Here is a 13,994-nt window from a genome sequence, read left to right on the forward strand (position 1 = left end):
GCTATACAATTCCCCTTTCTAACTTTGTTAAATTAGGTCTAAGATGAGTGAGAAGTTGCAGTCGATCGACAACAATGTGATTGTTCTCATTAATATACGCACATTCTGCCGCCTCCGCTCCGTCTTCTTTCTCTTCCGGAGCCCGCATTGCCACATCACTAATTCGAAGTTGCATCGGGTTCATAACAGATGCAGCGATTACAGCATCTGAATCCCCATAATACCCCGCATGTGCAATTCCTCTTAATGATCCTACGACAAAAATATTCCCCCCAGCGATAACCGTTCCGCCTGGATTAACATCACCAATTAACAATAAATTTCCTTTTACATGTAAAACTTGTCCAGAGCGAACAATTTTGGAAATAGGGACGATTTCTGTTTCTTCTTTCCAAGCTATTGCTTCCTCTTTCGTTATAACATCACTTTCAATCGAATCCACAACGAGATTCTTTTTATTACGAATTAACGTACGAATCTCTTCTTGTTGGACTTCTGTTAAATAACGGTTTCCTACTTTCACATGCACTTCAATTAAAGAGCGTCCATCACCATCATAGTAATGTGTAGAAAGCTTTTCATCCAATTCCTTCAATAATTCAGAGAATGAACAACAATCATCTAAATGAAGGGTTATTCCGTCTTTTGTCCCTTTTATTGTTACATTTTGTTGCTTTTTTTCTTCCACTAAAGTTCACCCCACCGATTCAATTCGACATAAAATTAGAAAATCCTTTTTTCTTTTTCTTCCATCGCTTTTGAAAGACGCACTAAATATCGTCTCAGTGGGAAACAAACTATCAATAAGAAAATTGCATTTAGCAATAAAGTAGACAGGAGACGATCTGTGAAAAAGACATACGCCGACATATGAGTACGTCCTAACAAAGTTAAAAATCCATACACATAATACTCTAATGCTACTATGCTAGCTAGTACGATAGAAGTAACAATAAATAAATTCAATTGTAGTACCTTCATCACACTATAAACTAAATAAACTAAAATCGGATACGCAAAAATATATATACCAACAAGTTCCGTGTATACGGTATCAAATAAGAAACCAAATAATAGTCCGTAATAAATCCCTTGGACCGGACTATAGTACACAGTAATAAAACATAACACAATGATAAAGAAATGAGGTGATGCTATACTGTCTTTCCAAAAAACCTCTGTTGGAACAATAGTAGCAAACATATTTTCAAATAAAAAAGCAAAAAGGAGCAAAAGAGGAAGAGCTGCTCTTTTTAAAATCTTCATCATCTCTTCTCCCCCTCCTATTCTAATGGCGCTGAAGGCGTTTCACGTTTCGCAACTACAACATGCTCTACGTCATTTAAATCAGCGGCTGGCTTTACATAAGCTGTTTTTGTTAAACCGTATGGATCCTGCTGAACTTCAACGATTTTTCCAATTACAAGACCTTTCGGGAAAATATCACCGAGCCCAGATGTTACAACTAGTTGATCCTTATCTACCGGTGCATCAGAACCAATCTTTGTGAAAAGAAGTAAGTGCTTTTCTTTATCGTAACCTTCAATCAATCCAAAGATTTTCTCATTCCCTTGTACGATAGCAGAAACACGATTTGTTCGGCTCATAGAACTTAACAATTCTACTGATGATGTAAACTGAGATACACTTTTCACTCGTCCCACTAAACCTTGTGGAGTTAATACAGCCATATCTTTTTTTATTCCTTGCTGTGCCCCTTTATCAAGTCCAACTAAATCGTACCATTTATCTGGATTACGAGAAACAACAGTCGCTGGAATTTCAGTATAACCGCTATTTAACTTATCTTTACCCGTTAACTCTTGTAACTTCTTGTTATCATCTTCTAATTGTTTTACTTTCCCTGATAGACCTGCATAATTGTCTAATTTTGCTTTTAATTCTTTATTCTCTTCATACGTGCGCTTTACATCCTCTACATTTTCGAAGAATCCAGCTACGTATTTCGCTGGCTTTTGGAATACACGTTCTACAACACCGACAGTGTCTTTAACAAACTGCTCTGGCCATGTTAAACTGTTCCGTTCTTTCAATGAGATTCCAATCAATGCCACGAGAAGAATAATACTAACTAACAAAACAATTAATCTTTTGTTTAAGAAAAACTGTGGCACGTTCACACCCTCTTAATTTCATTGATTTTTATTTTGCAATATTATCGAGCAGCAGTTTTGAAAAGATCGATATTGTCTAATGCTTTACCCGTTCCAATTGCTACGCAATCTAATGGATCTTCTGCAACAAGAACTGGCATATTTGTTTCTTCACTAATTACTTTATCTAAATTACGTAGTAATGCTCCGCCACCTGTTAATACGATGCCACGGTCCATAATGTCTGCCGCTAATTCTGGTGGAGTTTTCTCTAACGTATTTTTAACAGATTCTACAATGGCATCTACTGTATCTTTTAATGCATCTGCAATTTCTTCTGGTTGAATTAGTACTGTTTTTGGTAAACCACTTACTAAATCACGACCACGAATTTCCATAGGCTCGATACCTTCTGGCTCGCCTGCAGAACCGATTTCTAATTTTAATGCTTCAGCTGTTCTTTCACCGATCATTAAGTTGTAGCTTTTCTTAATGTACTGAATGATTGAATCATCCATATCATCACCAGCAACACGAACTGATTGACTTGTTACAATACCACCTAAAGAAATGATTGCAACTTCTGTTGTACCGCCACCGATATCAACAACCATGCTACCAGTTGGTTCCCAAACAGGTAAGTTTGCACCAATTGCTGCTGCAAATGGTTCTTCGATAGGATAAGCATCACGAGCACCAGCTTGACGAGTCGCATCGATTACTGCACGTCTTTCTACAGCTGTAATACCAGATGGTACACATACCATTACATAAGGCTTACGTGAGAAGAATCCATTTGATTTTTGAGCTTGTTGAATGTAATATTTCATCATTGTTGCTGTCGTTTCGTAATCAGCAATTACACCGTCTTTCATCGGGCGAAGTGCCACAACGTTTCCTGGTGTACGACCAATCATTTGTTTTGCATCGCTACCTACAGCAACGATTTGTTTCGTATCAGTTTGTAACGCTACTACTGAAGGTTCACGTAAAACTACACCTTTTCCCTTTACATATACAAGCGTGTTCGCAGTTCCTAAGTCTATTCCAAGATCGCGAGTAAAGCCACCAAATCCAAACATATTATTTATCTTCCTTTCTTGTTTTCACGGACTCATTTTTTCTTACTTTATATTATAAAAACAGTACGTTTTTTATATCTTTATCCTTTTTGTAGATAATTTTCTACAAAAAACTCATAAATCACATTATAAAACAAAATAAGTAAAAAGCATAGTCTTAAATATGACCTTTTTCCTTTAAACTCACGAATTTATGGTCACCTATTATAATATGATCGAGCACTTCAATTCCGATAATCCTGCCGCATTCTACTAAGCGTTTTGTTACTTCAATATCTTCTCGGCTCGGCGCAGGGTCTCCTGAGGGATGGTTATGAAGACATATGATAGAGGCTGCTGCACGGCGAAATGCTTCTTTAAAAACTTCCCTGGGATGTACAATTGAAGAGTTTAAACTTCCAATAAAAATCGTTTGCCTATGTATAACTTGATTCTTTGTGTTCAAATAGAGACATACAAAATGCTCCTGCTGCAGGAAGCGCATTTCTTCCATCATATATCTGGCGCAATCTTCCGGGCTTCGAATGCTGTATCTATTTTGATATTCTAAACGCACCATTCTTCTACCGAGTTCAAAAGCAGCGATGAGCTGTGATGCCTTCGCAACTCCAACACCATGTATACTCACTAACTCTTCTAGCGTTGCGTCTTTCAACATACGTAAACCATCAAAATGATGCAAAATTTTATCCGATAACTTTAAAACTGTTTCGTCTTTAGAACCTGTTCTGAGTAACACTGCAAGAAGCTCCCGATTGGATAAACTTCCAGCCCCTTCTAACAATAAACGCTCCCGTGGCTGTTCTTCTTTGACAACATCACGAATACCGTTCATTTCTCCACCCCTTTATTTGTTCTCTCAAAGAAAATCCCATGCAGTTTTACGCATGGGTTACATCAATATTAAATTGTTTTAATTCCCGAACAAGACGTGAAATTGGTAACCCAACTACACTATAGTAGTCCCCTTGAATATGTTGAACAAAAATAGACCCTTTACCTTGAATCCCATAACTTCCTGCTTTATCCAAAGGCTCTTTTGATGCAATGTATGCGTCAATTTCCTCTTCTGTTAATTCCCAAAACGTAACTTCTGTACGCTCGTAAAAAGTGACTGTTTTGTCTTTTGCTATAATTGCAACACCTGTATACACTTCATGTGTTTTCCCTGATAACAATTGCAACATTTCTTTCGCCTCAGCCTCATTAGATGGCTTTCCAAGAATACGCGATTCATATGTAACAATTGTATCTGCACCTAACACAATATGATCACTGTTATATTCTGCTACCGCAGATGCTTTTTGCAGGGCGAGGGACATAACAATATCAGAAGGTGATGAATACGCACCAATCGTTTCTTCTACTTCACTTACAATAATTTCAAATGGTACACTCGCTAACTCAAGCAATTCCTTCCTGCGAGGTGATCCTGAAGCTAAAATAATTTTTCTCATATTTTCTCCTTCCTTTCTCACATGAAGCAGAATCATTTATATCAATCGTATCAAAGGAATAGTTTGTCCACAAATAAAAGAAATATTATTTTCTCTAAACAAAATAATACTTCCTTACTAAAACACGATTATATTCCTGTCATAGAGAAAGCACTTTACTCTAAATTCAAAAGAAAAGAAAGAAGCCTCTACACTTCTTCCTTCGTCATTTCATTATCCTATTATTTCACCTTTTGTGAAACAATTTTTTCGTATGAAAGTATACCATCAATGATAACTTGATTTAATTTCGCCAAAGACTCCTTATCACCTTTGCCGTCCTTCACTGTTTGCACAGCTACTGAAGTGTACATATACAATTTCTTTGCTTCCTCCTGCTTCATACTTTTCCCTTCTTTTTCAATCGCTTTCCACTCTTTTTCGATCGCACTTATATCTTTTGCATTACTTTTTTCACTAGCTTGTACGCTAGAAGCATATTTTGCTAAATGAGTATATAATGGCTGTACTTTTGTTAAAAACGCCCCAACTTCTTTATCATCTTTCAGTAACGCTTTATCTGTTATATCCCAGTCCTTTTTCAATACGGAGACATTATCATTTTTATACTGCGTCATTAATTGGTTTATGCCTTGTTCATCGCTAGCAATACCAACAACTAATGCATACTTATCACCGCTCGGTTTTAAGGCTGCTACACCTCCATTACCTTTCCACTCTTCAAGAGCGGCCTGTCCCTTTTCTTCAGAAGAATAGATTCCTCCTTGAACAAAAAATAATTTCATTGGATCTAATGACGTTCCTGTCTGTGCTTTTGTTTTTTCCTCTTTTGGTGCTGGTGTTTGTTCTGCCGTTCCACCCACCTTTGATTCTTCCTTTCGCATCTGCTTCGAAGCTGTTACTTCGCTTCCTCCTGTGGCACCTTGTCCTTTCAGTAACTGTAGCATCCCCATCCCAAACGCCGTACCAATAATAATTGCAGTTGCAACGATTGCAATTAACGTATTGCTCCACTTCTTTCGATTTTTTTCCGTAGACGCTACTTTCGATTTTTGAAACGGAACAACGTTTTTTGGCCTTTCACTTTCTACTACCATCCAGTCAAATTCATCTTTCTTCTTCTCCTCATACTTCGCTTCTGTTCCATTCACTTTCACTGAGATCGTTCGTGATTGCTTGTCCATACACTCACACCTCACCTCTTATCGTTGTCCGCATCATATCATATTCATTTCACAAAAAAACGAGATATTTGTCAGAGGAATTCGCCAAATAACCCTATATATTTATCTTATATGTATGCATTTGACTTCATTTGTAGAACAAAAAAACTAGATAGCAAAGACTATCTAGTTTTTTTCGCGAATATATTTTCGAACTTCCGAAATGAAATAAAGAGAACCTGTTATGATAAAAACATCATTTTCTCCAAGCATTTCAACCTTCGTATCAATTGCCTCTTTCCAATTGTCAAAAACTAATTTTGACTCTTCCTTTGCATACGATGCAAGCTCGCCTGCTGAAATAGCACGATCAAAGGCGAATGTTGTAAAAATAATTTCATCGGCGATGCTTTCTAATTGACCTACCATATTGTGCAATTGTTTATCACCAAGGGCAGTAAATAAAACTATTACATTTTTATCTTTGTAATGTGATTCTACCGTTTTCACAAGACTTTCAATACCTTCTGGGTTATGAGCACCATCTATAATAATATCCGGATTACTTTGCAGTTTTTCAAAGCGCCCCACCCAATACGCTTCCTGTAATCCAGTTCTTATTTCTTCTTCCTCAATTAAAAATGATAAGTATATTTTTACATACATGACTGCCATAAGTGCAAGTGCTGCGTTTCCTACTTGATGGCTGCCTTTCATTGTGATTCGCACATCTTCAAAAGAGGCGAAAGGACAAGTGAAATCGAACTGTTCTCCATCTTCACTAGACTGTTTATGTAACGATGTAAAATGGTTGCCCATCTCGTATAAGTTTGCCTGATTTTCCTTTGCAACTTTTTGAATGACTTGCAACGCTTCCTCATCTTGCACACCAGTAATAACCGGAACACCAGATTTAATAATCCCCGCCTTTTCATATGCAATTTCTCCTAATGTATTACCTAAAATATGCATATGATCGTGACCGATATTCGTAATAATCGTGAGAACTGGATGAATCACATTCGTAGAATCAAAGCGCCCTCCAAGCCCTGTTTCAAATAAAACAACATCACAGAAATTAACTTTACCGAAATAACAAATTGCCATAACAGTAATAATTTCAAACTCAGTCGCTTCCCCTAAATCCGTCTCATCTAGTTTTTCAACGACTGGCTTTACCATCTTTACAAGTTCAGTAATCTCTTCATCTGCAATTGGCGTTCCATTCACACTAATACGCTCGTTAAATGTTTCAATATAAGGGGAGGTAAATGTTCCTACCTTATATTTTGCATTTTCTAACATGTAGCGCATATATGTTAACGTTGAACCTTTTCCATTTGTACCAGCAAGATGAACACATTTTATGTGACGTTCTGGATTTCCGAGTTCTTCTAGCATCCATCTCATTCTTTCTAATCCTGGTTTAATACCAAACTTCAATCGGCTATGAATCCACCCTATCGCTTCTTCGTATGTATGTATCACGTATGCTTTCCCCTTTCAAAAAACAACCTTCATCATTCTATTATACGCAAAGAAAAGAGACTCACCAATATAGTGAGTCTCTAAAAAACATTTTTATTTCTCAAGATCCGCTAGACGTTGACGAACTGCTTCGCGTTTTTCTAGGTAATCTTGCTCTTTCGCACGCTCTCCTTCAATAACTGCTGCAGGAGCTTTCGCTACGAAACCTTGGTTTGAAAGTTTCTTCTGTACACGTTCTACTTCTTTATCGAACTTCTCAAGCTCTTTCTCAAGACGTGCTCTCTCTTCATCAAGATTGATAAGATCAGCTAACGGTAAGAATAACTCTGCACCTGTTACGATTGCAGTCATTGCTTTTTCTGGCGCTTGTAAGTCCGTTTGAATTGTTAATTCGCTTGGGTTACAGAAACGCTCAATGTAAGAGCTGTTTTTCGTAAGTTGAGCAAGTACAGCCTCGTCTTTTGCTTTAATTTGCATTTGAACTTTTTTGCTCATTGGCGTATTAACTTCTGCACGAATGTTACGAACAGAGCGAATGATATCAACTAGAAGGTGCATTTCTGCTGCAGCTTCTGTATCTTGTAAATCTTCGCGAACTGTTGGCCACGCTGCTACTGTAATAGATTCGCCTTCGTGCGGTAAATGTTGCCAAATCTTCTCTGTTACGAATGGCATGAATGGGTGTAATAGACGCATTGTTTGGTCTAATACGTAAGCTAAAATAGAACGAGTTGTTTTCTTAGCTGCTTCATCTTCACCGTATAGAGGAAGTTTCGCCATTTCAATGTACCAGTCACAGAAATCATCCCAAATAAAGTTGTATAATGAGCGACCAGCTTCACCGAACTCATATTTATCCATGTTACGTGTTACGCTTTCGATTGTTTCATTTAAGCGAGTTAAAATCCACTTATCTGCAACTGATTTTTCACCAGTTAAATCGATTTCTTCATATTTCATGTCATCCATGTTCATTAATACGAAACGTGATGCATTCCAAATTTTATTAATGAAGTTCCAAGTAGATTCTACTTTCTCCATGCTGAAGCGTAAATCTTGACCTGGTGCACTTCCCGTTGATAAGAAGAAACGCATTGCATCTGCACCGTACTTCTCGATAACTTCCATTGGGTCAATACCGTTACCAAGAGATTTACTCATTTTACGTCCTTGCTCATCACGAACTAAACCGTGAATTAATACATCTTTAAATGGACGCTCGCCTGTAAACTCTAAACCTTGGAAAATCATACGAGATACCCAGAAGAAGATGATGTCATAACCAGTTACTAGTGCATCTGTTGAATAGTAACGCTTGAAGTCTGCTGCATCTTCATTTGGCCAACCAAGTGTTGAGAATGGCCATAGTGCTGAACTGAACCATGTATCAAGTACGTCGTTATCTTGATTCCAGTTTTCAATATCTGCTGGTGCTTCTGTACCTACGTATACTTCACCAGTTTCTTTATGATACCAAGCTGGAATACGGTGTCCCCACCATAATTGACGAGAAATACACCAGTCGTGAATATTTTCCATCCAACGTAAATATGTGTTTTCGAAACGCTCTGGTACGAACGTTACTTTCTCTTCTTCTTTTTGCTGAAGCGCTACTGCCTTCTCAGCAAGTGGAGCCATTTTTACGAACCATTGTGTTGATAAGTAAGGCTCAACAACTGCACCACTACGCTCACTATGACCTACTGAATGCATATGAGGCTCGATTTCTACTAATACGCCCACTTCTTGTAAATCTTTTACTAACGCTTTACGGCACTCGAAACGATCCATACCGTTATACTTACCAGCTTTTTCGTTCATCGTTCCATCTTCGTTCATTACTAAGATACGTGGTAAGTCATGACGGTTACCTACTTCAAAGTCATTCGGGTCATGAGCTGGCGTAATTTTTACAACACCTGTTCCGAAATCTTTTTCTACATACTCATCAGCAATAATCGGAATCTCACGGCCTACGATTGGAAGTGTAACTGTTTTTCCGATTAAATGCTTGTAACGATCGTCTTCTGGATGAACTGCTACCGCTGTATCACCAAGCATCGTTTCTGGACGAGTTGTTGCAAGACGAATGTGGCCAGATCCATCTGTTAACGGATAGTTCATATGGTAGAATGCACCTTGAACTTCTTTATGAATTACTTCAATATCAGAAAGAGCTGTGCGTGTTGCCGGGTCCCAGTTGATAATATATTCACCGCGGTAAATTAAGCCTTTTTCGTATAATTGAACGAATACTTTATTAACCGCATCAGATAAACCTTCGTCTAATGTGAAACGTTCGCGAGAATAGTCTAGTCCTAAACCAACTTTCCCCCATTGTTGACGAATGTGAGAAGCGTATTCTTCTTTCCATTCCCAAGCCTTTTCAAGGAATTTCTCACGGCCAAGATCGTAACGTGAAATACCTTCTTCACGAAGTTTCCCTTCTACTTTTGCTTGTGTTGCGATACCCGCATGGTCCATTCCTGGAAGCCACAATACATCGTAACCTTGCATACGCTTCGTACGAGTTAAAATATCTTGAAGAGTTGTATCCCAAGCATGACCTAAGTGTAACTTACCAGTTACGTTCGGAGGTGGAATTACAATTGTATACGGTTGTTTCTTCTCGTCTCCTGTTGCTTCAAAATATTTGCCTTCTAACCACCACTGATAAAGGCCTTCTTCAACGGACATATGATCATATTTAGTTGGTAAATTCTTTTCCGTGTTTGACATTATTTTCCCTCCTTAAAATAAAAAATGCCCCTCATCCAAAAAAGGACGAGGGACATCGCGGTACCACCTTTATTTACAAACAAATTCAGGAATTTGCTTATACTCTTAATTTGATAACGGACAAATCCGTCTTTTCCTAATGAGAACTATTCCGTTCAGAAAAGATGCTCCAGGGCTACCTTCTAACATAACTATCTAGAGAATCTCCCAGCTAATGATTCTCCTCTCTGAAGACGTTTCTTGTTATACTCTTCCCCTTCAAGGCATTTATATGATTGTTAATTATTATATACAATAGTGTAAAAAACGAAACCTTATTCGTCAAGATAAATTTGAAACTACGACTTTTATCTCTTTATAGACTTGTTAAAAAATACAGATTTGTTATTTATCATTTTTCTCTAACTGTTCCCCCTTTTTTTGAATCCCTATTAAAAATATAATGATAAATATTATATATACAACCAATCCTTGACTAGAGAATAAAATTCCTTTTATCTTTGTATCTAACCAAATAATAAAATAAGAAAATAAAATTACATTTAATAACGCAACCAAAAGATTTAATATCGCTTTATTTCTAACACGAATACTATGTAGTAGTGATATTACCTCATATGGAATCATCCAAAAAAAAGTTCCAAGCGAAAAAAATACAATCGATTTCCACTCCAATATACGTATGCCTAAAAATGATATTAAACTCAATAAATAGATAAAAAAAGAGACACTAACTATATAAAAACAAATAATAATAAAAGCAACACTAGCAAAACTAAATATTTCTCGCATTATACTCCCCCTTATAAATAAAAACATAATGTTCCCCGTACTTTAATTAAGATACGGGAAACATTATGTTTTATAACACAAACGCTACTATAATTTTAGCCAAAGCTTTAGCTACATCATCAGGTAAGCCAACGGATCTAAGCCCACTTGCTACTACTAATATTGATACTTCTGTAATTTCATCTAACTTATCTGCAATGGCTTTAGATTTGGAACGAATTATACTCGCGTTTGCTTTACTAAAAGGTTTTATGATTTGTTCCAGTAACCATCCACCGCTTCTAAAAGCAACAGAAATAGATTTAAGCTTGACCCCATGAGCTGTATAATCACCTTGACTATTATAAACTTGATAAGACGAATTCACCGGAGTCTGTTCAATTTTTTTCGGAACAGATGCTGTTGCAGCAAAAGTGTTAGTAGACGGTATAACAACCAATGAAAACATAGTAGCAGCTGATAAAACGAGTATAGGTTTTTTGATTTTTTTCACAATAAAAGCAACTCCTTATAAAATGTTTTTATTACACGTGGTAAATTCTACAAAAAAAAAAACCATTTCTCCTTCTTTTTTTGAAAACAAATACAAAAAATTCTAAAAATTACCTTATCTTTAAATACAACCATAACGGCGTTAGAAATCCCTCTTATTTCGGATTGTTTCTCCCACCGTATCCCTCTCCTAAAGTAGATGAATATAACTATTAATCATCATATAAAAAAACAAAAACATTCCAGTAATATAAACGACTCTTTCAGCATTAATTAAATTGCCAGATGCTTTTATATTTCGATGATAATCCACATCCAAATCCTTGCAAGTCCTTTACACAATTAGAAAATGAAAAACTGTAAATCACTATAGATATCAACCCAATACAAAGAAGATGACTTCCGCCTCAACAGAAATCATCTTCTTTGTATTACATATTTTTTCGAAATATTCTTTAATAAATTAAAGCACCCTCTACTTACCGTTTTATCCGTTCCCTTGCTGGGCAGCTTGTAATTGCGAAAGAAAATATTCTATATTACTAACGAGCCAATGCGCTTGTTGCAAACTCTTTACTCCGAGAAGTTCATTTTCCTCATTACGCCGCTCTCTTCTTTTCTTATAAGACTGGATTTGCCGAATAAATTGCGATGGATACGTCATATACGCAAACATGAGTAGTTGCTCTTCTTTCGTAAAAGGGAAATTTTTTTGATACATTTGATACCATTCAAACCGATCACTTCGCGCAATTGGATATGTGTTTAAAGACCGAGAATAAAAGCCTACAATATCTTGCACAGGTGTTGCAAACTTCGATTTTTCTAAACTAATAAAATAGCCATTCCGTTCATAATCAAATAAAAAATGATTAAGCGATACGTTACCATGTACAAAAGTAATGCGCGTTGTTTCTTTTTCTTTCATTGCATCGTTCCACTCATTTAATTGCTTCGTTGCAAACTCACGCGCCCTCATTACATGATGATAGTACGTACAATATTGCAATTCAAACGGAGACATATACCACTTCGCTTCAGATTCTACAAGAAACTCTTCTAACATCTCTCCATCACTTTCCCAGCGATCGGATATATTTGTATAATGTTTTTCTAAATCCTCTTCTGTATACGTTTCTTCTTTTACCGTTTTTTGATGCAACGTTCCGAGAGTCTGAAACATTTTATGGTATTGATCATTATCCTCGCCGTTCCCTTCCGCACGCTCTAACCAAGGCATTAAATAATAATTATACGTACCGTCACTTAAAATATAATTTCCGTCCGTCGCATGATATATAGGTACATAATTTGAAAAGCCTTTCTCCTTTAAATATTGAATATGATGCAAAAAGTTATTCCGCTCTAACTTCCTGCCTTCTATTTTCTTGAGCGCATATGGACCTTGATTCGTATAAATTTTCGTCACGCTTCCGTGTTCTTCCATATGCTGTGTATCCAATCTATATTGCCTTACAATGGGTTCATAGCGATTTCGTAATTCCATATCCATACGAATAACCCTTTCTATTCAAAACATAGCCTTTAGAAAAATAAGTGAGTGAAAACACTCACTTATTTCGCTTTTGCTCTTGAAACAGGAATATAAATAATTTGTCCTGTAGTTAAATATATATCTTCTGTTTGATTGACACGGTATAAGTTTTGTACAGATGTTTCATAACGTTCTGCAACAGATTCAATCGTATCTCCTTCTTGCACGAAATACATTCTTAACTTTGTAAATTCTTCTTCCGGTTCTTTCGTAAATAATTTCGTTAAATAAAGCGCATTTTCATCTCGCTGTGAATACGTTTCTTCTTCTTGCTCTTCTTGTTTTTTCGCTTTTTCTTTCTTGAAATCTTTTCGTCCGAACAATTCAAATTGCGGCGTTGTTTCTTTCTCCTCTTCACGCTCTACAAATTCATGTTCTTCTATTTCCTCTTCTTCTACTTCCTGCTCTTTTCTTTCTTCTAGTTGGAACGGTTCAAACGCGTAATCTTCCCACTCATCTGATTCCTTATAAGCTGGTTCTTCTACTTGCGGCGTCGGTCTATTTTCATCCTCTTGCGCTGAATCAACTTCCAACTCAGCATACGCCGTTTCTTCCTCTTCCTCTTCATCCTCGATTCGTTCTTCATCACATAAACCTGTAATAGATATATCCGCTAATAATTGTAAGCAACCATTTTCCTTTAGTTCATAATCAAATTCCTCGATAGATACATATAGTTCTTCAATTACTTTCACACGGTTTCTCGGGATTGATATTTCAAGCGGAAAGGAATGAACAAGTTCATTAACCCCATCTTCTCTCGTTTCTACATAATCTATTGACTTCGCTGGCGATAAATCTCTTAATGAATAAGCTGAATCATCTTGCCTTGCAACATACTCTCCCGTTAAATCTAATTGCCCTCTCACAATTACCTCATGATCAAGCTCTTCTATCTCAACGTCTGGATCTAACGAAATTGACAAAAGTTCTTCGACTTCCTGTCCTTTTTGGAACCAAACAGATTCTTTTAATGAAAAACGTAATGAATGATCTGTTGCCACTTCTTTTCCCCCTCCCAAACTATATGTCATTACAGATTTATGTACGGAAAGCTGACTTTATGAATAAAAAAAATCGCCCCCCTTACGGAGAGCGATTTTCTTTATTCA

General features: G+C 36.8%; 13 protein-coding genes and 1 other annotated feature. All 13 genes read right to left on the minus strand.

Translation table 11 applies throughout. From position 1 onward, the window contains the following. Position 1: 1 nt before the first annotated feature. Positions 2-688 (minus strand): septum site-determining protein MinC, encoded by a 687-nt coding sequence (minC, locus tag EGX95_RS21005; RefSeq protein WP_000391517.1) that lies wholly within the window; start codon positions 686-688, stop codon positions 2-4. A gap of 35 nt (positions 689-723) precedes the next feature. Continuing rightward, a complete protein-coding gene (mreD, locus tag EGX95_RS21010) occupies positions 724-1,269 on the minus strand; it encodes a rod shape-determining protein MreD (protein ID WP_000975746.1) in 546 nt (181 codons plus the stop codon). A gap of 14 nt (positions 1,270-1,283) precedes the next feature. After that, a complete protein-coding gene (gene mreC / locus EGX95_RS21015; RefSeq protein ID WP_001135483.1) occupies positions 1,284-2,135 on the minus strand; it encodes a rod shape-determining protein MreC in 852 nt (283 codons plus the stop codon). 41 nt (positions 2,136-2,176) lie between these two features. Further along, a complete protein-coding gene (gene mreB, locus EGX95_RS21020; RefSeq protein ID WP_000466737.1) occupies positions 2,177-3,196 on the minus strand; it encodes a cell shape-determining protein MreB in 1,020 nt (339 codons plus the stop codon). A 157-nt stretch (positions 3,197-3,353) separates the two neighbouring features. Next, positions 3,354-4,031, minus strand: coding sequence for a DNA repair protein RadC (gene radC, locus EGX95_RS21025; RefSeq protein ID WP_001013367.1), 678 nt, complete (start codon positions 4,029-4,031; stop codon positions 3,354-3,356). Positions 4,032-4,077: 46 nt separating this feature from the next. After that, positions 4,078-4,653, minus strand: a complete 576-nt coding sequence (locus tag EGX95_RS21030) for a Maf family protein (protein ID WP_001226287.1) — start codon at positions 4,651-4,653, stop codon at positions 4,078-4,080. Positions 4,654-4,874: 221 nt separating this feature from the next. Further along, positions 4,875-5,837: a hypothetical protein gene (locus EGX95_RS21040; RefSeq protein ID WP_000360988.1), complete on the minus strand. Its 963-nt coding sequence runs from the start codon at positions 5,835-5,837 to the stop codon at positions 4,875-4,877. Positions 5,838-6,002: 165 nt separating this feature from the next. Continuing rightward, a complete protein-coding gene (locus EGX95_RS21045) occupies positions 6,003-7,304 on the minus strand; it encodes a bifunctional folylpolyglutamate synthase/dihydrofolate synthase (protein ID WP_000582085.1) in 1,302 nt (433 codons plus the stop codon). 93 nt (positions 7,305-7,397) lie between these two features. After that, a complete protein-coding gene (locus EGX95_RS21050; protein ID WP_000072232.1) occupies positions 7,398-10,043 on the minus strand; it encodes a valine--tRNA ligase in 2,646 nt (881 codons plus the stop codon). Between the two features lie 38 nt (positions 10,044-10,081). Continuing rightward, positions 10,082-10,314, minus strand: a binding site (T-box leader). Positions 10,315-10,427: 113 nt separating this feature from the next. Next, a complete protein-coding gene (locus tag EGX95_RS21055; RefSeq protein WP_001206774.1) occupies positions 10,428-10,835 on the minus strand; it encodes a hypothetical protein in 408 nt (135 codons plus the stop codon). Between the two features lie 70 nt (positions 10,836-10,905). After that, positions 10,906-11,328 carry a hypothetical protein gene (locus EGX95_RS21060; RefSeq protein WP_000721399.1) on the minus strand — a complete coding sequence of 141 codons (423 nt, stop codon included), beginning with the start codon at positions 11,326-11,328 and terminating at the stop codon, positions 10,906-10,908. Positions 11,329-11,814: 486 nt separating this feature from the next. Next, complete coding sequence (gene ysxE, locus EGX95_RS21065) at positions 11,815-12,840, minus strand: spore coat protein YsxE (protein WP_000367001.1); 1,026 nt, start codon at positions 12,838-12,840, stop codon at positions 11,815-11,817. Between the two features lie 62 nt (positions 12,841-12,902). Further along, a complete protein-coding gene (spoVID, locus tag EGX95_RS21070; protein WP_001973756.1) occupies positions 12,903-13,916 on the minus strand; it encodes a stage VI sporulation protein D in 1,014 nt (337 codons plus the stop codon). Positions 13,917-13,994 lie beyond the last annotated feature (78 nt).

The organism is Bacillus sp. FDAARGOS_527 (assembly GCF_003812125.1).
Lineage (GTDB): Bacteria > Bacillota > Bacilli > Bacillales > Bacillaceae_G > Bacillus_A > Bacillus_A paranthracis.